This is a genomic window from Bradyrhizobium sp. UFLA05-125 (assembly GCF_059803515.1).
Window position 1 is genome coordinate 37,640 of sequence record NZ_JBANBJ010000053.1, and the last position, 20,315, is coordinate 57,954.

Consider the following 20,315-nt stretch of genomic DNA (forward strand, 5'->3'; position numbering starts at 1 on the left):
TTCTGCTGCTGACCAGTCCATCGGCGGTCAGGCCTTCATGGACCGACCTGGAAGGTGAAGCTGCCGTCCGTCGTGTGGGTGTCCACGGACAGCACGCGCCAGTTCACACGGTACGTGCCGGTCCCTCCCGACTTCAGCGGGACCGACATCTGGTTGCCACTGACGCGCGCCTTGCCTGCGTCGACGCGCTGGCCGGAGGGACCCGTGACGCTTATCGAGCTGAACGCGGCCTCCAGTTTCTGGGTAAACCAGAGCGTCACCTCGTGCGGGGGGCTTGCCACCTTGTTGCCGACACGCGGCTCGGCATGGTCGAGAAACGCGTGGGCGGTCGCTTCGCCGGTCGAGAACAGAACAAGCAGCGGGACGATTGAAACCAGAGATAAGTGCCGCATCGGTCAATTCCTCGGGAAGGGGCTGGCGGGTTGGACCGGGCCGCCGAACAGCGGCTTGCCGATACCGCGCGGATCGATGTCGTCGAGATACATGTGCAGCTGAGCGATCACGCCCACATTGGTCCCGCTTTGCCGGTTGATGGGAATCAGCGCCTCCAAGCCGACCTGAAACTGATTGCCGACCCAGATAACCCCCGGATTGATGGTCCCTGTCGTCGTTGTCCCTGAGGTCAGCGTGTTCGCCACTGGGGTCTGCAAGGTTGCTTCCACCAAAGGGATCAGGTGATTTACGAAATCCGGCAGGCCGAGATCCATCACGGCAGATTTCAGATAGGGCATGCTGTATTGGATGGTTCCACCCCAGTTCAGCACGCGCGGATTGAATTCGGTATCGGCCGTCAGCGCGCCCGTATCCGGATCTATTCCGAACGTAGTTGTGAAATTCCGGGCCGGGATCGCGTAGCCGACCTGGCCCGTGATCGCCACCGGCCTCAGCCACGACAGTGTGTCCGGCAGATCGCCAAAGCCTTTGCCGAAATAGATGGTCGGCGTGTAGGCGTTGAAGGGATCGGCGCCGACATTCGCCGCACCGGTACCGCCCCATTCGACGCTAAGGCCGACCGACATCACGAACTCATGCACGGGGTCTTTGAAAACCCGATACTTGAAGGTGGTCTCCAGGTTCTGAAATCCGTTGGCTCCGGGTGCTGTTGGATCGATCGGGCCGAGAAAGGTGTAGGTTGTCCCAAACGAGATCGCGAAATCCTCGGTGATCCGCTTGGAAAATTCGCCGGACACGTCCCGCTGCCGAACGGGCGGAATGTCGCCGGTTTTGAAGCTGTCGACCGTGGGAAGCGATAGTTCGTCGTTTACGCCGGGATCATCGATCCCGAGCGTTGCCGGAAAGAAGCGGTTGCCAACGATCTCGTGGGCAACGCTTCCCGAATGAGGGACGAGCGCGAGGACGAGCCCCAGAAGGCTCGCACGCGTATGACACATGGACATTTGAGAACCTCCGCGATGCTGACGTGCGAATTCGGCGACCGGTTGGCCGCCAGGCTCACGTCAATTGCGGAGGCGCTCGTGCGCGGGCGTTGGATCCGCCGTGCGATGGGGCCGCGGGGGCAGTCTGCTCATGCCACACCACAGGTTCAACGAGCCAGAACGGATTCGCGAAGGTAGCCTGCGGCGAATCAAGCGACGCATTGACCTGCGCCAGGCAGCAGATCGAACAACTGCCTGTCTGCGCACCGGCCTGACCGTCCGCGCCTGCACCTGATGCATCGGTGCTGTGGCAGATCACCGCATTCTGAAGCGGATCGGCGACCGCAAATCCCGCGGCCCAGCAGGCAGCAACCGGCGCCAGCACCTGCATCGCGAGAGCGAGCAGGACCAGGGGCAGGTATTTTTGCAGCCGCGCGCGCATTCGCCGAACCATTCGTTCGGCTAGCAACTAAACACCGCACCGAGTACGAGTCGAGGTCACTTCAGCCGTCTGCTTGGGCGATCACAAATATCTCGAAAACTGTGGTCAGCGCGCCAGGCCGAAGGCTGACGATCCGGCATTTGAGGCAGATGCGGGGCAACCGCATATCCACAGATTTCTTATATTTGTCATATGCTTAGGAAGAAAAAGCCCGATCATTTCGTTAACTGCTCGAATTTTGAACAATCGTTGCCGAAAATGATGACAAGTGAGAAAAGTTGATCTAGCATCTCTTTGCTCAGGCTGGCCGCGAGGTCGAAGTCTGGTGGTCCAAGTCTCGGGAGGAGCCCCTGGCGCGCAAAACGCAGCGTCGCCCCGTTCAATCAAGATCAAATCTCAGATATCGGGGATAATAGGGTCGACACAATTTTTGAGCGGGGCTAGGGCCCCGCTCTCTTTTTTTGTGTGGACACCCAACGCGGATGAACGCCCCAGCAACTTGATCGAGAGAAGCTTCGAGCTTGCAGGGCTGCGACGATCTGACACCAACCTATATCAGCGCCTGTTTGCCGAGTATCCCGGGACGCAGGCGATGTTTCGCAAAAACGGCGGGGCGGTGCGCGCGCTCACGATCGAGGCGATCCTCGATTTCGCTGGCGAGCGTCGCGGACATGTCCGCATGGTCCAGCGCGAGTCATCCTCGCATGACCGCCTACGGCACACCACGAGAGTTGTTCATCAAGTTCTTTCGCGTGATCCGTGATGTGCTGCGTGAACTGCCGGGCGACGAACGGTCCCCTGATACGGATGAGGCCCGGAAGAAACCACTCTGTGCGGCCGCGGGCCTTGCCAGCATTCCTACCTAACTCTCTTTGCGTTGCACCAAGGCGCTGCGTCACTGTCGCGATTGCAGAACGGGTAGCGTGAACTCGTCGATTGTGAGACACTGCCTGTCTTGGTAGCGCAAACAATGACGCTGCCAACGATAAAATCATGGGAGCGAGCGATGTCCGAGACGAAAGATTTCTCGACAACCAGGCGCGATCTTCTTCAGGCGGCAACGACCGCCGGCGCCGCGGCGGCCATCCTCGGCGGCATGGGGATCAACCCTGCACTTGCAGCCGAGATGGGACGTTCGGAGAAGCCGTTGAAGGCGGCATTCTCCAATGCAGGCCTGCAGGCCACCTGGTGTGCGCAGGGCAAGCAGGCTGCGGAATTCTGGGGCAAGCTGTTCAATGTCGATGTGACCTGGTTCGATGGTCAGCTCGACGCGGTGAAGCAACGCGCGGCCATCGACAACATGGCCTCGCAGAAGTGGGACTTCGTGGCGATCCAGGCCTTCGGCATCGGCACCCTCACCCAGCCCGTGCAAAAGATGATCGATGCCGGCACGCCCGTCATCGACATGGACACGCTGATCGCGCCGCTGGATCAGATCAATGTGCATTCCTTCCTCGCCCCTGACAACGAATTCATGGGCGCCTCGGTGACCCAGGCGCTGTGCAACGCCATGGGCGGCAAGGGCAAGATCATCATGACGCAAGGAGCCCTCGGCCACACCGGCGCGCAAGGGCGTGCGAAGGGTTTCAACTCGGTCGTCAAGCAGTTTCCCAACATCGAGGTGCTCGACACCCAGCCGGCCGATTGGGACGTCTCCAAGACTGCGCGCCTATGGGAGACCTATCTGACGAAATACCCGCAGATCGATGCGGCCTTCTTCCACAATGACGACATGGCGCTCGCGGCCGCCAACATCATGAAGGCGCACAACCGTACCAACATCCTGATCGGTGGCGTCGACGCCATGCCACCCGCGATCCAGGCGGTGAGCGAAGGGCGCATGTACGCAACCGTTCGCAATCCCTCCTGCCGCATCCATGGCGGCGCCATCATCGCCGGGGTTGCCGCGGTCGTCGGCGGCGAGAAGAGCGGCCAGGGCATTCCGAAGAGCGTGGTGACGGATGGCCCGGTCGTGACCAAGGCGAACGCCGCCGGCATGCAGTGGATGGAGGATCACTTCCTGATCTGATTCCTCCATGCCTGAAGGCCGTTCGCCGATCCTGGAACTGCAGGGCATCACGAAGAGCTTTGGCGGCGTCGAAGCACTTCGTGGTGTAGACTTCGCGCTGTACGCCGGCGAGATCCATGGTCTCGTCGGCGAGAACGGCGCCGGAAAAAGCACGCTGATGAAGATCATCGCCGGCGTGCACCCGGAATTCTCGGGCCGCTTCCTGCTGGACGGCGTGGAGACCCGGTTCCGCTCGGCCCGCGATGCGCATGCGACCGGCATCGCCATGGTACATCAAGAGCTCAGCGTCGCGCCCGACCTGACGGTCGCCGAGAACGTTTTCCTCGGCAACCAGCCGACCAACCGGCTTGGACTGGTGCAATGGCGGCGCATGGCGCGCGAGGCCGGCGAGCAGCTCGCCCGCTTCGGCATCGACGTCGATCCGATGACACGGCTCGGCGATCTTCCAATCGGCCTGCAGCAGCTCATCGAGATCGCCCGCGTGCTGTTCTCAGGCGCGCGCATCGTCATCCTGGACGAGCCGACCTCCGCCCTCTCCCCACCCGAGGTCGAGCGCCTGTTCGCGACGCTGCGCCGCCTGCGCGACGAGGGCACGGGCATCGTCTTCATCTCGCATTTCATCGAGGACATTTTGCGCGTCTCCGATACGGTGACCGTGTTCCGCAACGGACGAAAGGTCGCCGAGACAGCGGCTCACGCAACCACCAAGGGCGCCCTGATCGAGGCGATGATCGGCCGCGGCGGCGAAGCGCTCGAGCACAGCTACACCGACGACCTCATGCTGCCCGCCGCCAACGGTGGCTCGGTCGTCCTGAAGGTCGACCAGTTGTCGCTTGCACGCAGCCTCCAGGACATCTCGTTCGAGGCACGTTCCGGCGAGGTGCTGGGCATTTACGGCTTCATGGGCTGTGGACAGCAGGAGCTGTCGCGCATCCTGTTCGGCAAGCTCAAGCCTGACAGCGGCGCGCTCATCGTCGACGGCGCGCCAAAGTCCTTTGCCTCGACCGCGGCCGCGCGACGTGCGGGCGTGGCGCTCGTCCCGGAGAGCCGGCGCGCCATGCTGTTCCACCAGGAGCCGGTCTACAAGAACATCTCGATCAGCATTTTGGATCGCATTTCGGCCATGCTGCTCAAACCGGCGCAGGAGCGCGACATCGCTCAGCGCCAGGTCGAGCAGCTGCAGATCAGGCCGCCCGTGGTCGGCCTCGACCTCGGCATGCTGTCCGGCGGCAATCAGCAGAAGGTGGCGCTGGCGAAATGGCTGACCTATCCGCCTCGTCTGCTCGTGCTGTGCGAGCCGACCCGCGGCATGGATGTCGGCGCCAAGAATGACGTCATCAACATCGTGCGCGACCTCCGCGCCAAGGGCCTTGCCATCATCGTGCTGTCGACGGAGCCGGAGACGGTGCTGTCCCTGGCCGACCGCATTCTCGTGCTCAAGCGCGGCGCAGTGGTGCGCGAATTCAAGAACGAACCGGTCAGCAAAGACCGCCTTTTGGAGGCGGCGTGACGGAGAAGCCCAATGGCGAGCAGTGAAGCAGTTTCCGGAGCGGCCCGCCGGCCCCGTGGTCTCGGCTCCTTCCTGCGCTCGCAGATGCGCAACATCGCGCCGTTCCTGACGCTGATCTTCCTCAGCCTGTTCTTCGCCTTCGCAAGCCCCTCCTTCGCCACGCTGGACAATCTCGGCAACATCCTCACGCAGGTCTCGGTGACCGGCGTGATCGCCGTCGGCCTCACCTTCGTGATCCTCTGCGCCGAGATCGACCTCTCGATCGCCAGCATCGCCAACGTGACGGGCATTGCGGTCGCCTATTTCACTATGCAGGAATCCTACGTCAACATCGCCAACGTCCCCCTCCCCGGCGCCGCCGCAATCCTGCTCTCGCTGCTGCTCTGCGCGGCTCTCGGGTTCGTCAACGCGCTGGGGCTGACCGTGATCGGCATCCCCTCCTTCATCATGACGCTTGCGATGATGCAGATCGCGGCCGGCATCTCCGCGCTGCTGGTGCGCGGCCAGATCGCCTACAAGGTGCCTGATCTGATCGCCACCCTCGGTTCCGGCTCGATCGGCGGCATTCCCTGGATCGTGATCGTCGCCGCGGTGATGCTGCTCGCAGGCCATCTCGTGCTGACCTACACGCGCTTCGGGCGCTACGTCTACATGGTCGGCGGAAACCGCGAGGCGGCCGAATATTCCGGCCTCAACGTCAAGCTGATCCTCGGCGTCGTGATGGTCATCTCGGCGGTCTGCGCAGGGATCGGCGGCATGCTCGGCGTCGCCCATTTCGGCAGCGCGCAGCAGAACGAGTTCGACACCTATTTGCTCGACTCCATCGCTGCCGTCGTGGTCGGCGGCACCAGCCTGTTCGGCGGCCGCGGCGGCATCGGCAACACCATCGTCGGCCTGTTCGTGCTGGGCGTGCTCAACAACGGCCTCGACCACGTCAACATCGACAGCTTCCTGAAGATCCTGATCCGCGGCCTGATCCTGCTGGCGGCGCTGATCATCAACGTCTATGCACAGCGGTTGCGTGAGAAGGCGGCGGATTAGCCGGCGCGATAGCCCTCACTTCAAAATGTCGAAAACAACCCCATGCAAAGTAGCCGATGACGGCTGGGGTTGATTTCGCGTTTTACGAAATCGCTTGACGCGTCGGGCAAATCAGTGGCAAAATTCCATAATGGCGCCGATGACCACATTTCACGGGAAGCCGGGAAGCAATGAGTTCAGGGTTGCGCACATCCGCAAACTTCGTCCGCTCGCAAAATCCGACGACGACCTCCAATTTGAGCAACATGGGCAGGCGCTGCCAAAGGCCCCCGTGCACGTCCTCATGCTCACGTAACTGGGCCTATCTTGTAGGCTAGCCCCGGCCAAGATCGCTCCACGGCCCTGAAATACAGGATGAACGCGATCCACGCACCTTCGTTACCCCACGAGGGGACGAGCAGCCACTGCCCCACGACTGCGAAACGCCAAGGCGAGAAACGAAGACATGCATAGGAATGGCATTAGCCAAGCGATTTGCGTTTGCATCGATACACCAAAATCCAGAAGAACGCCCATAAGCGTAGGGCCAAGCCCCGTTAGTATGATCCGCGTTCCGTCAAAGCGCGCCTTTGAGTGAGCTAAACGCTCAACGCCAAATAACGTGGACAGTGCAGGCGTTTGCAGGTTGAAGTCCAGACCTGCCGATATTGCCGTAAAACCGAGATAGAACGGAACGACCCACAAGGAAGAGAACAAACAAACCAGTGCCAGTGCCATAACTTGAGGGATAAGCAAGAACGGTAGGATCTTCAGCGGACCCAAGCGATCAACAACCGGCCCGGCGACAATCGTTGTCAATATCTGAATAGCTGAGAATACGATGAAGCACGCCGCGACCCATTCCAGAGGCCAATTCATGTCTGCTGCCAAGCGAGCTTGATGGAATATCAGTGCAGACACTATGAAGGACTCTGCGAACAATGCAGGCAGAAGAAAAAACGCTTTCCAATCAGTTGGACCGACGCAGGATAGCTTAACGGCATGGCCGTGAAGTTCCTTGTACTTGCTCGCGTGATTTTCGTCCGGGAGCAGTAGTACAGCCAAGATGCCTCCTGCGAAGACACAACACGCGACTATCGCCCAGGTCGGTCTCCATCCAAACATAAGGATGCTGCCAACGATCATACTCGGAAGTGCCGATTGAGCCACCGACAGCCCCATGAGTACCGCTCCGACTGCCTTTGCGCTGGCCGCCGGTAGTCTTAGTGCCGGAATAGTGAGTGAAACGTGGACAAGCAAACCCTGCCCGCCAAGTCGCGCGAGATACAAGCTAAAGAGGAAAATCGGAATATTCGGGCTGATCGCGATTGCAACGGCTGCGCCAGCGAGCAGGGCCGCTGATGCCAGGGTAAATCTGCGCTCATTATGAGGCGTGAGCAAGGATCCAAGCACCGGCAATGTTGCGGCACTCAGGAACGTCACAAGCGCGAAATCTACGGCAAACTCACCATCAGTAATCCCAAATGTGTCTCGAAACTGTGGTGCGAACAAAGCGATAATGTACGTCTGCCCGAAACTAGATAGGCCGATCAAAATACATCCGAATAGGAGCAAACGTAGATTGGCTCGGATGAAAGCCGGATACTCTTTGAACGCCGCCAACATGTGCCAGCTCAAGCCATTGGAGCGCCATCGCGAGAGAATGCGTCAGAACGCTCTTCCTCGCATCGGAGCAACAAGCTACCTCGCCGATAAGATGCGATCCTACGTATCGCGTTCTGTGGTTGCAGACAAACTTTTTATGACTTATCTAATGAGAAGACTTTTCCAAACTGATGCATTTCGCGTTTCTCGCCGCGCGATCGTCAAACGCGTCATAGACCACTGCCTGTCGCGACGATTGTTGCTCGGGAGTAGCAGGTCCCATAGTTGACCAACTGGGCGCACTCTGCGCGTGGGACTCTGGACGAGATCGTTGCGATGATCCAACAAGGATACGTCCACATGCTCGTCAGGCGAGCTCAGATGGAAGATGCCCACCAAGCAATCGACGTCGTGCGACGGTCGATACTGGAACTATGCGTCCTCGACCACCAGGGTGACCCAGCCACCCTGTCGATGTGGCTGAGCAACAAGACGGCGGACAACATGCGGCAGTGGATCGATGCTCGCGCAGTCCTTGTGGCGAGTGAGAGCGAACGTATCGCTGGCGTTGCAGCCATCCGGGCCGATGGCTACGTTTTGCTGAACTACGTGGCACCCGAGACGAGGTTCAAGGGGACGAGCAAGTCCTTGATCCATGAGATCGAGGTCTGGGCATCACATCGCGGCCTCAAATGGCTTACTCTCGACAGCACGGTCACCGCACTTCGATTCTATCTATCGTGCGGCTGGACCATGACCGGACCGCCGCAGCCTGGATTCGGAGTGACGACGAGACATCCGATGGGCAAGGCCGTGACGTTCGCACCCTAGCTATCTCGCGAAATCGGGCTGCCAATCGCGCGCCTCGCGCGCTGCCTTGATCACTGCACCGATCGCCGTGAAAGACGGCGCCTCCACCATCATTCTGCGCGCCAGGCGGAGGCTGCGCGCTTCGCAAATTGCGCGCCGCTTTTCGTCGGCGATCGCTTCGAAATCGAGATTATGCGCCAGGCCGAGAATGCGCCGGATGGTCTTCGCCGCGGCGAAGCCGACGGTGTCCTGAAACAGCCGCGCCATATAGGCCTGCCGTTCCGTATCGAGCCGCGCACCTCCGCCCTCGCCTGCGAACAGCGATACGGGATAGCCATCCCCGGTGGCGTCGCTTCGCCAGAGCGCCTGGAATTTACGCGCGAACTCGTTCCAGACGCCCTCGATCGTTTCCAGCACCCAGGCCTCGAACGCAGCCCGGTCGCCCGGCGAGCGCTCGTGTCCAGATGAGGCCAGATAGGCCATCAGGAGGTTCGCGATCACGGCCCCGATGTCGAATCCCATGGGGCCATAAAATGAGAATTCCGGATCGATCACCTTGGTCTCACGCTCCGTGACCATGACCGAGCCGGTGTGGAGGTCGCCGTGGATCAGCGCCTCCGGGCTCGCCATGAATTTCAGCTTCAGTCGGGAGATCGCGACATGCAGGTCAAAATCCTCGCGGAAGCTTGCAGCCGTGGCATCTAGCCAAGGCGCGGTCCAGCGGTTCTGCTCCGCGATCCGATAGGGATCGGTGAAGATGAGATCCTCGGTGATCTTGCAGAGTGCGTGATTGCCGGCAAAGGCCGCGATACCCTCCTTCTTCGCTGCGGCGGTGAGCGCGAGATCGGAGGTGAAGAACAGCGTCCGCGCCATGAAGGTCGTGATGTCGTCCACGAAGCGTGGATACCGCGCGCCTGCGATCAGCCCCTTGCGCATGATGATGTGCGGCTCGAGCAGCTCCATCACCGTGAGCGCCAGCGCTTCGTTGTGATACAGCACCGACGGCACGAGCCCAGGCGCGAGCTGCGCCTGCCGGGTCAGAGCCAGATATTCGTAGTGCGCGCGGGACAGTGGCAGCGGCCAACTTTCCCCGACCAGGCGGACGTAGGGCAGCGCCTGCTTCACGGCGACGCCGCCGAGCGCTCCCTTCACGATGAAGACGAGATTGAGATTGCCGTCGCCGACTTCCGTGATCGACCAGTCGCCCGGCGCACCGCCAAGGACGGCCACCAGCTTAGGACGGCCCGCGAGATAATCCCGCAGGTCCGCCTCATGCAAAATTCGATAGTTCTCCGCCTGCGCTAGCGTCATGACGATCCCTGCCCCATGGTTATGGCCGGATCGTCAGTCGCGCTCCGGGAAGCTCGAACCGATGTCGGCCCTTCTTTTGATCGGATCGTAATCGCAATAGACGCCGTCCGCCACCAGCGCGTAGCTCGCAATCACCGTATATTTGTCGAGCTTGATGGAGTGCAGGCCCGCTATCGCAGTGCTTTTGCCGTCGCAGGAGTATGAGATGGGCTATGACGCCAACGTGTCGACCATGACTTTGGCCTTCTTCAGATCGTCGGTGTCGAATCCTTCGCTGAACCAGTTATAGACCGGAGTGAGCAGGTCGCGAGCCACGTCGCGTTTGCCCTGGTCGCGCCAAAGCCGCGCCATGCTCGTCGCGGCGCGCAGCTCCCAGGACCTCGCCTTTTGTCGACGTGCAATCTCGAGCGCGCGCTCGAAGTCGACCTCTGCCGCAGCCATGTTCCCAATTCGCAGAAACAGTTTGCCCTGGATCCGATAAAGCTCGGCCTCGCACCATTGTTCTTTGGTGCTCCGGGCCATGGCGATCGCGCGGTCGATCACGTCGAGCGCCTCGTCGTGCCGCTCAAGCTGGGAATGTGCCATGGCGAGATATGACATCACGAATGGAATATAGATCGTGGCGCCCGTCGCGTGATAGGTCTCAATCGACGAGGCCAGGATGTGAACGGCTTCGGACGCACGCTCGGTCTGCGCCATCAGGCAGCCTTGCCACATCAGCCCGTTCGCCATCCAATAGGACGATCCCTTGTCTTCGGCGAGCGCGACGAGCTCCCTCGCACGAGCACCCGCTTCGGCAACGTCGCCCAAGAGGATCAGTGTGGCGGTCGAATGCGCCAGGGCATGCATCAATGTCGCGGCTTGATCAATTTCCCGGGCGCAGATGAACGACCCGTTGGCATCCCTGCGCGCTGCCAGGGGAAAACCAAGAAGCCAGTTGGTCCGCGACCGCCACTCCAGGATTGCGACCTGGGCATCCGTGCCAAAACGCGTTGCCAAGGCGCGGTGCTCCCGAGCATCATATAGCGCGATCGCCTGATCGAGATGCTCCCTCCCCGTTACGGGGACGCCGACCGACATCAATGTCACTCCCATCATGCGATGGGCGAGCAGGAGCGGGCCAGAGTTGGGTTGCTTTGTCGCAAGCTGCATGAATTGGTCGGCGAGTTCGCGGGCGGCGTCACCGTTGAACCCGGCGATGTTGACCACCCAAAAACCATAGATCACCGAGAACAGCAGCAAGGAGTCTTCGGGCGGCTCCCCGATCGCCTCCGCCTGCTCGATGAGGATGCGGGCACGCTCGGCGGCGGCTTTGGTTTGTTCGGCACCGTAGCCCTTGGTGTGCATGAGAACGGTCAACAGTTCGACCTGGAGCGCAATCTGCTCGCGGCGCAGCGACGGCGTCGACGGCAAGGTCCCGATCAGGCCAAGCGCCCGGCTCAAATGAGCCTCAGCCTCCGCCAGCGCCGAATGCGCGTGCGAGCGTCGTCCAGCCGCGCCCCACAGCGCCGCCGCGCGCTCGAGGGCGCCGGCCTCCGTATAGTGATGCGCGAGACTTTCGGGAGATCCCTGGACGACATCCGGCCTCTGCTGTTCGAGGGCACGGGCGATGCGAAGGTGAAGCTCCCTGCGGGCTGGGCGCAGCAACGTGCCGTAGGCTGCGTCGCGCACGAGCGCATGCTTGAAGACATAATTTTCTCGTGACGGACTTCCCTGTCGGAAGACCAGTCCGGCTTCCACCAGTTTTTCCAAAGGCTGCTTCAGCTCCTCGTTGCTGAGTGACGCCACTGCAGCCAACAATAAGTGCGAAAATTCTCGTCCGATCGCCGCGCCGATCTGCGCGATCGCCTTGACCTCCGTACCCAGCCGATCGAGCCGGGCCATCAAGGAAGCATGTAAACTGGCGGGCACCGCCAGCGCTGGAGCGGAAACCGCGGCTGCAGTCTTCGCCGCTCCCCACTCTCCCCCGGCCTCCAGCATTGCTTTCGTCATCTCCTCGACGAACAGTGGGATGCCGTCGGTGCGCTCGATAATCTCCGTTCTGAAGTCCGCCGACAGCGATTTGTCGCCGACGACGCAATCGATCATGCTGCCGACCTCGCGGTATCCGAGCCGATTGAGCGCAAGAGCGGTCACATGCGGTTGTCCAGTCCAGGGGGGATCGAACTCAGGTCGGAAGGTCACGATCATGAGTACGGGAAACGTTGCGATCAGATCTACCATGCGACCGAACGCTTCCAGGCTCGTGGGGTCGCCCCAATGCACATCCTCCACGATCATCAGCACGGGGCTGGAGCTCGCAAGGCTCCTTAATTGGAAGCCGAGCGCTTCCAGCGTTTTCTGACGCTGTTGTTCGGAAGCAAGCTCCAGAGCGGGGAAGCGGCCGTCATTGGGAAGTGACAGCATCTCGGCCAACAGCGCAGCGTCCTGCCGGGACGTCCGGCTCTGTGCCAGCAGGAGATCGAGCTTTTCGAGCTTTGTTTGCGGAGTATCGCCGACCGCATATCCGGCGGCATGCTGAATCTGTCCGATGATCGGGAAAAAGGCGCTGTCCGTGTGTTGAGGCGAGCAGAAATAACGTAACCGCGCGTGCGGTTCGGTTGCGATCCCCTCCACTAAAGCCGTCGAGAGCCTTGATTTGCCTATCCCGGCCTCGCCCGATAACAACACCAAATGGCCTTCGCCTCTCTTTGCTCTCGCCCAGCGTTGCAAAAGCAGCCCAAGCTCTTCTTTGCGTCCGATCAGTTCAGTCAGCCCGCCGGGGTGCATGGCCTCAAAGCGGCTCTCGATAGAACTTGCCTGGAGGACGGCGAAAGCTCTCACCGGTGCGGCGATTCCCTTGAGCTCCTGCGGTCCGAGGTCCCGCAGGTCGAAGAGGTTGCCGAGGAGCCGACGCGTGTCCTCGGCAACGACTATCGTGTTCGGCTCGGCAACGCCTTGCAGGCGAGCCGCAAGATTCGGCGTCTCGCCGACGATGCTGCGCTCCTGCGCTTCCCCAGAGCCGACGAGATCGCCAACAACCACCAGCCCAGTCGCGATACCGATGCGGGTCCGTAGCGGAACGGACAATTCGAGCGCGCCCACTGCAGCAATCATTTTCAGAGCGGCGCGCACGGCCCGCTCGGCGTCGTCCTCGTGCGCATGCGGATAGCCGAAATAAATGAGAGCGCCGTCGCCCATGTATTTGGCGACGAACCCTCCGTAGTGGCATACGGTGTCGGCGACGCACGTCTGATAGGCCGAAATGACCTCGCGCAGATCCTCTGGGTCCATGCGCGTGGATAGGGCAGTCGAACCGACAAGGTCCGAAAACATCACTGTGACCTGGCGGCGCTCAGGATTGTCCTTGAATGGCTTGCAGGTTGTCTCAGGAGACTCGGAAAGGCGTTCCAATTTGCCGGCTTCAGCCCGCAAGGCCGCAATGGCATCGAGCAGCTTACGGCGATGCCCGACAAGTCCGACACCAAGATCCTTCAAGTCCTCCGCCGTCAAGTTTGGCAGGACTGTGTCGTCGATCGCGTTCTCGCGGAACGCCGCCTCATATCGTTCGAGACCGAGCCTCCGCAGCCAACCCCCGAGGTCCATGGCGGCGCCCCAGTTTGCCTAGCCCGCAATGATCCTCCAGGCACGACAGGCTGTCTAGAGTATCGTTTTTCGAACGGCCGGTTTGGCTCATTTTCGACCGAGGCTGCTGATGTCGTCTCGCATTTGACGTCCGCTTTACCCCAAAACAGCGTCGATCAGTCTGTCGCTTCGCTCGCATCCTTCCGTGTTAAAACAAGCCAACGCTCACCATGATGTCACCGATGTGAGTAATCGTAAATTAGGCTGACTAATCCAGCGCCGCCGCGCGGCGCTCCCAAGGGCCAATAAACGACATCGGTCACTTGCCTCTTCGCCAGTGACGTGGCACCGGTCAAAATTGAAACGGACTGACCGAAATGGAAATCTTGCCGTCCGCAGCTCGTTCTACCTTAAAGTCTACCTCCTTTTGCGCTGTCACATCCTCAACGGTCACATACAACAATCCAGTACAACTAACTGCTCGCTTGGCTTTGCCTCTCGAATTTGTGCGTATCGTATCATCCAGCCTATATGCGGCACCTTGTCTCACCTTTTCCAGAATGGCTAATTTTTCTGCCTCCGTGTTCGTATTACTTATCATCGCCGCAACAGCTGTCGAATTCTTGACAGCGTAGCTGACAAGCGCGTTGTTGCTGTCATCCGAAACGATCTTAACCACTGCAGTGCGCGTGTCCAAAGACTCACACTCGAGCGTCGCCCCGCCACAACTGCTCAGCAAGAGTAAAACAGGGAGACACCCTAAAACCGGCTGTGCTTCCCGAAAATGCTTCATCGGAGTCGTCACGAGGATCTTTCCTATTCCGACAAGAAAGAATTCGTCCGTTACCTGCCGTGTTGCTGCTGGGAATCCGCCCTTAGGTAATTGCGACCGAGGCTCTGATATTACCTGCCATTTGACGTGCGCTCCTATCTCAAAGCAGCGTCGATCAGTCTGGCGCTTGCGTTGATGAGTCCACGTCCTAGAACGGCATTCCCATCAATTTCGACAAGCGTTCGATCGAGAGATAGCCGGCATGATAGGCCGCCATGCCGATCGCAAAAACGACAGCCGAGAGAAGCGTGGTCCAGATCAGCTTGCTGCGCATCCCGGTCAGGATCGGCGCGCCGGGATCGGTGCCGGGCGCTCCGACGCCGTCCTCGTGCTGGCTGCGCACGCCGAAAGGCAGGGTCACGAACAGCGTGACCCACCAGAGCACGAAGTAGATCGCGAGTGCGGTGGAGATCTGGTAGGCCATGGCCCGGCCTTACGCCTGCTCGATCTCGACCAAGGCGCCGGAAAAGTCCTTCGGGTGCAGGAACAGCACCGGCTTTCCATGCGCGCCGATCTTCGGCACGCCATCGCCGAGCACCCGCGCCCCCTCCTTCACCAGCACGTCGCGCGAGGTGATGATGTCGACGACTTCGTAGCAGACGTGATGGATGCCGCCGTCGGCATTGCGCTCGAGGAACTTTGCGATCGGCGAGGTCTCGCCATAGGGCTCGATGAACTCGATCTTGGTGTTGGGGAGTGTCACGAACACGGTGGTCACGCCGTGCTCGGGCAATGCGATTGCCTCCGATATCTGTGCCCCGAACGCTGCGCCGTAGATCTTGGCGGCCTTCACGGCATCCTTGGTCGCGATCGCGACGTGGTTGAGCCGGCCCAGCATGGTTCTCTCCCTTGGAGCATGATCCGGACCCGAAGGGCCGCGTTAGCGCAAAGTGTGACGCGGTTTTCCGAAGAGATCACGCTCAAAAATTTTAGACCGTCAGTACATGTACCAGACAGGGGGGCTTTTTGCCCCAATGTTCGTTGATCACGGCCCGCACGGCGCGTCGCACCGACTCAGCCAAAGCATCGGGATCGCGGCGGCGCGGTTTTGGCAGGCCTTCGATGGTCGAGACCACGGCGTCGAAGACGAGGTCGTCGAACGCCTCGCCCGCCTTGTTCTTCTCGGGAATGCCGACGAGATCGACCTCGGGTTCGTCGGCAAGCTCGCCCTGCGCGGTCATGGCGATGGCGACGAAGGCACAACCGGAGAAAGCCATCCGGCGCCGCTCGACCACCGCGCGGGACTTGGAATCCTCCAGGATCGTGCCGTCCTTGTAGAGCCGCCCGGAAGGCACCTCGCCGACGATGCCTGGGTCACCCGGGCCGAGCTTGACCAGATCGCCGTTGCGGCAGACCAGCACCCGCGGCACGCCCGCGGCGCGCGCGAGCTTGGCGTGCTCGTGCAGATGCAGGGCCTCACCATGGACGGGGATCAGGAGCTGCGGCCTGGTCCAGGCGATCATGTCGCGCAATTCGTCACGGCGGGGATGGCCGGAGACGTGGACCAGGTGGTCGCGGTCGGTGATAACCTCGACGCCCTGGAGGACCAGATTGTTGATGATCGAGCCGACCGCCTTCTCGTTGCCCGGAATGGTGCGCGAGGAGAAGATCACGCTGTCGCCGCGGTTCAGCGTGATCTCGGGATGGTCGTCATTGGCGATGCGCGCCAGCGCTGCGCGCGGCTCGCCCTGGCTGCCGGTGCATAGCGCCAGCACCTTGTTCTGCGGAAGATGGCCGTAGACCTCGGGCGAGCGGAAATTCTGCACGCCGTCGAGATAGCCGGTCTCGCGCGCGACCTGCACGACGCGGTCCATGGCGCGGCCGACCACGACGACCTCGCGGTCGGCGGCGCGAGCGGCGTCCGCCACCGCCTTGATGCGCGCGACGTTCGAAGCAAAGGTCGTCACCGCGACGCGGCCTTTGGCTTCCTTGACGAGTTCGATGATGGTCCTGGCGACTTCGGCTTCCGAGGGCGAGCGTCCCTCGCGCACCGCGTTGGTGGAATCGCCGATCAGGGCGAGAACGCCCTCCTCACCCAGTTCGCGCAGCCGCCTCTCGTCGGTGGGACGGCCGATGGATGGGGTCGGATCGATCTTCCAGTCGCCGGTGTGCAGCACCGTGCCGGCTTCGGTATGGATCGCCAGCGCATGGGATTCCGGAATCGAATGCGCGACCGGAATGAACTCGACGTTGAACGGCCCGATGTCGACGCGGCCGCCGGACGGGATCACGGTGACCGGGATTTTTGGCGGATTGCGCTCGGCCGCGCATTTGGCCTCGAACAGCGCCGCACTGAACTGCGTCGCGTAAATCGGGCATTGCAGCTTCGGCCAGAGATCGATGATCGCGCCGAAATGGTCCTCGTGGGCATGGGTCAGCACCAGACCCATCAGGTTCTTGCGTTCCTTCTCCAGGAAACTGATGTCGGGCATGATCAGGTCGATGCCCGGCAAATGCTCCTCGTCGCCGAAGGAGACACCGAGATCGATCGCCAGCCAGGCGCGCTGGTGGCGGTTGCCGAGGCCATAGATCGACAGGTTCATGCCGATCTCGCCGACGCCCCCGAGGGGAGCAAACACCAGTTCGTCGGGCCTTGCCATCATGCCGCTCCCACGGATGCGGCCGCGCCGAAGAACACTTCGCCTGCCGCTACCGGCACGCGGCGGCCATCGGCGGTGCGGACGATCAGGCAACCGGTATCGTCGATGGTGTCGAAGATGCCCTCGAGCGTCGCGCTCCCGGTCTGGATCGCGACCTTCTCGCCGAGGCCGGCGGCGCGCTCCAGCCAGAGGCGGCGGATCTCCGCAAAGCCGCGGCCATCGTCCCAGAGGCCCCGGAACTCGACCCAGGCGTCCGACAGCGCGGTGAACAGCTCCTCCGCGCTGATCTGGACCCCGAGGGCGGCCAGCGACACCGCGGGCGTCGGCGTGCCCTCGGGAGCCGCGACGACGTTGGTACCGATGCCGACCACGACGGCAAGGCGGTTGCCGATGGCCTCGGCTTCGAGGCCGATGCCAACGAGCTTCTTGCCGCCGGCAAGCACGTCGTTCGGCCATTTCAGGGTGTATCGGGGCCGGTCGGGACCGAGGCGAAGCGCTGCCTCGACGCTGACCCGCTCCAGCGCCGCTTCCTCGGCGAGCCCCGCAGCAAAGCCGAGCGTGGCGGCGACAGCCGGCGCGACGTCCATCACCTCGAGGATGCTGGCCGCCAGATTGCCGCGCGGCGCGATCCAGGCGCGCTGGCGGCGGCCACGCCCCGCCGTCTGCTCCGAGGTCACGAACCAGATCGGGCCGCGCTCGCCCTGGCGGGCGCGCTCCAGGCCTTCCGCATTCGTCGAGCCGATCTGATCGAAGGCTGCGAGGCGGTAGCCCGCGCTGAGAGCTCGATGACCGAGCGCGAATCCCATCCCTAGAACAGCGACTTTGCCGCTGCGCTGGCGACACTCACGACGGGTCCCGCAAACAGCGCAAACAGGATGGTGAACAGGCCTGCCACCGCCAGCACAGCCCGCACCTCGACGCGGACCGGATCGACCTGCCCGGCAGGCTCGTCGAAGTACATCGTCTTGACGATGGCCAGATAGTAGTAGGCGCCCACCACGCTCGTCAGCACGCCGATGACGGCGAGCGTGAACAGGTTGGCCTTGATCGCGGCGACGAAGACGTACCACTTGGCGAAGAAGCCAGCGAGCGGCGGAACGCCCGCGAGCGAGAACAGCAGCATCGCAAAGAAGAAGGCGAGCAGCGGGTTGGTGCGCGAGAGGCCGGCGAAATCGCTGATCTGCTCCACGGCCTGGCCGTTGCGCTTCATGGCGAGAATGACGGCGAAGGAGCCGAGCGTCATCGCAATGTAGATCACGAGGTACATCAGCACGCCCTGCGCGCCCTCGACCGTGCCGGAGGCAAGGCCGACCAGAGCAAAGCCCATGTGCCCGATCGAGGAATAGGCCATCAGGCGTTTGATGTTGGTCTGGCCGATCGCGGCAAAGGAGCCGAGCGCCATCGAGGCGATGGAGACGAACACCAGGATCTGCTGCCATTGCGAGACGATGCCGGGGAATGCGGTCAGCGTCGCGCGCGTGAACACGGCCATGGCCGCGACCTTCGGCGCCGAGGCGAAGAAAGCGGTCACCGGCGTCGGCGCCCCCTCATAGACGTCGGGCGTCCACATGTGGAACGGCACGGCCGAGACCTTGAAGCAGAGGCCGGCGAGCAGGAAGACGAGGCCGAAGACCAGGCCGACGCTGCCGGTCGTGGCAGATGCCGCGATGCCGGCAAAGCTGACGGTGCCCGTGAAACCATAGATCAGGGAAGCGCCGTAGAGCAGCATGCCGGACGACAGCGCGCCGAGCACGAAGTACTTCAGACCGGCTTCGTTGGACTTGGCGTTGTCCCGGTTGGACGCCGCGACGACGTAGAGCGCCAGCGACATCAGCTCGAGGCCGAGATAGAGCGAGATCAGGTCTCCGGCCGAGATCAGCACCATCATGCCGAGGGTCGAGAGCAGCACGAGGATCGAATATTCGAAGATGCGTCGCGACGGATCGGACAAAAACTCCGTCGACAGGATCAGCGTGACCGCCGAGCCGATCAGCGCCAAAATCTTCAGGAAGCGCGCGAAGTCGTCGACGATGAAGCTGCCGCCGAAGGTGACCTGCTTGCCCGCCGGCAACAGCAACACCAATACGCCGGTCACGATGAGGAGGAGGATCGCGAGCGTGGTGACCGCCTTCGTCGTCCCCTGCCCGCGATACGCACCCAGCATCAGCAGCGCCATGCTGCCGACAGCGAGCACGAGCTCGGGCACCACCGGCGCCAGTTGATAACCTGCAGTCTCAAAGCTCATGGCGATATCCTGACCTGCCCGCTCATTGGAGCAGTGCGGCGGCCTTCACGGCCGTCACCGCGGTGTTGTAATTGTTGACGAGTTGCTGGACCGAAGCCGCCGACATGTCGAGCACCGGCTTCGGATAGACGCCGAACAGGATCGTCAGCGCGACCAGCGGGAACAGCGTGATGCACTCGCGCAAGGTCATGTCCTTGATCGTCATCAGCGTCGGCTTCACCAGAGCGCCGAACACGACTTTCCGGTACAGCCACAGCGCATAGGGCGCCGACAGGATCAGGCCCGTCGCGGCGAAGAAGGCGGTCGGGATCGACACCTTGAAGGTGCCGAGCAGCGTCATGAATTCGCCGATGAAGCCGGACGTGCCGGGTAGACCGACATTGGCCATGGTGAACACCATGAACACCAGCGCATAGAGCGGCATCCGGTTGACAAGGCCACCATAGGCCGCGATCTCGCGCGTGTGCATGCGGTCGTAGACGATGCCTACGCAAAGGAACAGCGCGCCCGAAACGATGCCGTGCGAGATCATCTGGAACACGCCGCCGGCGACACCCTGGATGGTGCCGGCGAAAATGCCCATGGTGACGAAGCCCATATGCGCCACGGAGGAATAGGCGATCAGCTTCTTCATGTCCTCCTGCATCAAGGCCACCAGCGAGGTGTAGATGATGGCAATGACCGACAGCGTAAAGATCAGCGGCGCGAAGTCATGCGAAGCCAGCGGGAACATCGGCAGCGAGAAGCGCAGGAAGCCGTAGCCGCCCATCTTCAAGAGGATCGCCGCCAGGATCACCGAGCCCGCGGTCGGCGCCTCGACGTGCGCGTCGGGCAGCCAGGTGTGCACCGGCCACATCGGCATCTTCACCGCGAAAGAGGCGAAGAAGGCAAGCCACGCCCAGGTCTGCAACGATCGCGGCACGGCGGTGTGCATCAGGGTCGGGATGTCGGTCGTGTTGCCGTTCCAGTAC

At 61.8% G+C, this 20,315-nt stretch carries 19 protein-coding genes; 5 read left to right on the forward strand and 14 right to left on the reverse strand.

Annotated features, from left to right (window positions below; genetic code table 11):
* Positions 1–35: 35 nt before the first annotated feature.
* The 4 genes from SO156_RS32755 to SO156_RS32770 form a co-directional block, all read right to left on the reverse strand.
* Positions 36–392 carry a copper resistance CopC family protein gene (locus SO156_RS32755; RefSeq protein WP_498537647.1) on the reverse strand — a complete coding sequence of 119 codons (357 nt, stop codon included), beginning with the start codon at positions 390–392 and terminating at the stop codon, positions 36–38.
* Between the two features lie 3 nt (positions 393–395).
* Complete coding sequence (locus tag SO156_RS32760; protein WP_498537648.1) at positions 396–1,397, reverse strand: hypothetical protein; 1,002 nt, start codon at positions 1,395–1,397, stop codon at positions 396–398.
* Positions 1,398–1,452: 55 nt separating this feature from the next.
* On the reverse strand, positions 1,453–1,818 hold the full coding sequence (locus SO156_RS32765) for a DUF2946 family protein (RefSeq protein ID WP_498537649.1): 366 nt from the start codon (positions 1,816–1,818) through the stop codon (positions 1,453–1,455).
* 550 nt (positions 1,819–2,368) lie between these two features.
* On the reverse strand, positions 2,369–2,491 hold the full coding sequence (locus tag SO156_RS32770) for a hypothetical protein (RefSeq protein WP_458147282.1): 123 nt from the start codon (positions 2,489–2,491) through the stop codon (positions 2,369–2,371).
* Positions 2,492–2,522: 31 nt separating this feature from the next.
* Here SO156_RS32770 and SO156_RS32775 point away from each other — a divergent pair, with 31 nt between their 5' ends.
* The 4 genes from SO156_RS32775 to SO156_RS32790 all read left to right on the forward strand — a co-directional run bounded on the left by SO156_RS32775 (position 2,523) and on the right by SO156_RS32790 (position 6,398).
* A complete protein-coding gene (locus SO156_RS32775; RefSeq protein WP_498537650.1) occupies positions 2,523–2,684 on the forward strand; it encodes a hypothetical protein in 162 nt (53 codons plus the stop codon).
* A 140-nt stretch (positions 2,685–2,824) separates the two neighbouring features.
* Positions 2,825–3,847 carry a sugar ABC transporter substrate-binding protein gene (locus SO156_RS32780; protein WP_458147284.1) on the forward strand — a complete coding sequence of 341 codons (1,023 nt, stop codon included), beginning with the start codon at positions 2,825–2,827 and terminating at the stop codon, positions 3,845–3,847.
* 7 nt (positions 3,848–3,854) lie between these two features.
* Entirely contained in the window at positions 3,855–5,357 is a 1,503-nt protein-coding gene (locus SO156_RS32785) for a sugar ABC transporter ATP-binding protein (protein ID WP_498537651.1), read from the forward strand.
* Positions 5,358–5,369: 12 nt separating this feature from the next.
* Positions 5,370–6,398 (forward strand): ABC transporter permease, encoded by a 1,029-nt coding sequence (locus SO156_RS32790; protein ID WP_458147286.1) that lies wholly within the window; start codon positions 5,370–5,372, stop codon positions 6,396–6,398.
* 378 nt (positions 6,399–6,776) lie between these two features.
* Here SO156_RS32790 and SO156_RS32795 read toward each other — a convergent pair whose 3' ends face one another.
* Positions 6,777–8,003 (reverse strand): MFS transporter, encoded by a 1,227-nt coding sequence (locus tag SO156_RS32795; RefSeq protein ID WP_498537652.1) that lies wholly within the window; start codon positions 8,001–8,003, stop codon positions 6,777–6,779.
* Between the two features lie 360 nt (positions 8,004–8,363).
* Here SO156_RS32795 and SO156_RS32800 point away from each other — a divergent pair, with 360 nt between their 5' ends.
* A complete protein-coding gene (locus SO156_RS32800) occupies positions 8,364–8,813 on the forward strand; it encodes a GNAT family N-acetyltransferase (protein ID WP_498537653.1) in 450 nt (149 codons plus the stop codon).
* Here the strand turns inward: SO156_RS32800 and mtnK are convergent, their stop codons facing one another.
* The 9 genes from mtnK to SO156_RS32845 all read right to left on the reverse strand — a co-directional run.
* Positions 8,814–10,103 (reverse strand): S-methyl-5-thioribose kinase, encoded by a 1,290-nt coding sequence (mtnK, locus tag SO156_RS32805; RefSeq protein ID WP_498537654.1) that lies wholly within the window; start codon positions 10,101–10,103, stop codon positions 8,814–8,816.
* A 210-nt stretch (positions 10,104–10,313) separates the two neighbouring features.
* A complete protein-coding gene (locus SO156_RS32810; protein ID WP_498537655.1) occupies positions 10,314–13,688 on the reverse strand; it encodes an adenylate/guanylate cyclase domain-containing protein in 3,375 nt (1,124 codons plus the stop codon).
* 331 nt (positions 13,689–14,019) lie between these two features.
* Positions 14,020–14,472 (reverse strand): hypothetical protein, encoded by a 453-nt coding sequence (locus SO156_RS32815; protein ID WP_498537656.1) that lies wholly within the window; start codon positions 14,470–14,472, stop codon positions 14,020–14,022.
* Positions 14,473–14,647: 175 nt separating this feature from the next.
* Positions 14,648–14,923, reverse strand: coding sequence for a DUF1467 family protein (locus tag SO156_RS32820; RefSeq protein ID WP_458147291.1), 276 nt, complete (start codon positions 14,921–14,923; stop codon positions 14,648–14,650).
* Between the two features lie 9 nt (positions 14,924–14,932).
* Positions 14,933–15,337 (reverse strand): methylmalonyl-CoA epimerase, encoded by a 405-nt coding sequence (gene mce / locus SO156_RS32825; RefSeq protein ID WP_458147292.1) that lies wholly within the window; start codon positions 15,335–15,337, stop codon positions 14,933–14,935.
* Positions 15,338–15,428: 91 nt separating this feature from the next.
* A complete protein-coding gene (locus SO156_RS32830; protein ID WP_458147293.1) occupies positions 15,429–17,099 on the reverse strand; it encodes a ribonuclease J in 1,671 nt (556 codons plus the stop codon).
* On the reverse strand, positions 17,099–17,905 hold the full coding sequence (locus SO156_RS32835) for a biotin--[acetyl-CoA-carboxylase] ligase (RefSeq protein WP_498537657.1): 807 nt from the start codon (positions 17,903–17,905) through the stop codon (positions 17,099–17,101). The genes SO156_RS32830 and SO156_RS32835 overlap by 1 nt, the downstream gene beginning before the upstream one ends.
* A 2-nt stretch (positions 17,906–17,907) precedes the next feature.
* Positions 17,908–19,344, reverse strand: coding sequence for an NADH-quinone oxidoreductase subunit NuoN (gene nuoN, locus SO156_RS32840; protein ID WP_458147295.1), 1,437 nt, complete (start codon positions 19,342–19,344; stop codon positions 17,908–17,910).
* 22 nt (positions 19,345–19,366) lie between these two features.
* The coding region (locus SO156_RS32845) for an NADH-quinone oxidoreductase subunit M (protein ID WP_498537658.1) at positions 19,367–20,315 on the reverse strand (949 nt) is incomplete at its 5' end.

What these genes read in the sequence shown, in the direction of transcription:
- nuoN (WP_458147295.1), bottom strand. Translation starts at nt 19,344, where the DNA reads ATGAGCTTTGAGACTGCAGGTTATCAACTGGCGCCGGTGGTGCCCGAG.
- SO156_RS32775 (WP_498537650.1), top strand. Translation starts at nt 2,523, where the DNA reads ATGACCGCCTACGGCACACCACGAGAGTTGTTCATCAAGTTCTTTCGC.
- SO156_RS32765 (WP_498537649.1), bottom strand. Translation starts at nt 1,818, where the DNA reads ATGCGCGCGCGGCTGCAAAAATACCTGCCCCTGGTCCTGCTCGCTCTC.
- SO156_RS32800 (WP_498537653.1), top strand. Translation starts at nt 8,364, where the DNA reads ATGGAAGATGCCCACCAAGCAATCGACGTCGTGCGACGGTCGATACTG.
- SO156_RS32810 (WP_498537655.1), bottom strand. Translation starts at nt 13,688, where the DNA reads ATGGACCTCGGGGGTTGGCTGCGGAGGCTCGGTCTCGAACGATATGAG.
- SO156_RS32760 (WP_498537648.1), bottom strand. Translation starts at nt 1,397, where the DNA reads ATGTCCATGTGTCATACGCGTGCGAGCCTTCTGGGGCTCGTCCTCGCG.
- SO156_RS32755 (WP_498537647.1), bottom strand. Translation starts at nt 392, where the DNA reads ATGCGGCACTTATCTCTGGTTTCAATCGTCCCGCTGCTTGTTCTGTTC.
- SO156_RS32835 (WP_498537657.1), bottom strand. Translation starts at nt 17,905, where the DNA reads ATGGGATTCGCGCTCGGTCATCGAGCTCTCAGCGCGGGCTACCGCCTC.
- SO156_RS32790 (WP_458147286.1), top strand. Translation starts at nt 5,370, where the DNA reads ATGGCGAGCAGTGAAGCAGTTTCCGGAGCGGCCCGCCGGCCCCGTGGT.
- SO156_RS32820 (WP_458147291.1), bottom strand. Translation starts at nt 14,923, where the DNA reads ATGGCCTACCAGATCTCCACCGCACTCGCGATCTACTTCGTGCTCTGG.
- mce (WP_458147292.1), bottom strand. Translation starts at nt 15,337, where the DNA reads ATGCTGGGCCGGCTCAACCACGTCGCGATCGCGACCAAGGATGCCGTG.
- SO156_RS32785 (WP_498537651.1), top strand. Translation starts at nt 3,855, where the DNA reads ATGCCTGAAGGCCGTTCGCCGATCCTGGAACTGCAGGGCATCACGAAG.
- SO156_RS32830 (WP_458147293.1), bottom strand. Translation starts at nt 17,099, where the DNA reads ATGGCAAGGCCCGACGAACTGGTGTTTGCTCCCCTCGGGGGCGTCGGC.
- SO156_RS32770 (WP_458147282.1), bottom strand. Translation starts at nt 2,491, where the DNA reads ATGTCCGCGACGCTCGCCAGCGAAATCGAGGATCGCCTCGATCGTGAG.
- SO156_RS32795 (WP_498537652.1), bottom strand. Translation starts at nt 8,003, where the DNA reads ATGTTGGCGGCGTTCAAAGAGTATCCGGCTTTCATCCGAGCCAATCTA.
- SO156_RS32780 (WP_458147284.1), top strand. Translation starts at nt 2,825, where the DNA reads ATGTCCGAGACGAAAGATTTCTCGACAACCAGGCGCGATCTTCTTCAG.
- mtnK (WP_498537654.1), bottom strand. Translation starts at nt 10,103, where the DNA reads ATGACGCTAGCGCAGGCGGAGAACTATCGAATTTTGCATGAGGCGGAC.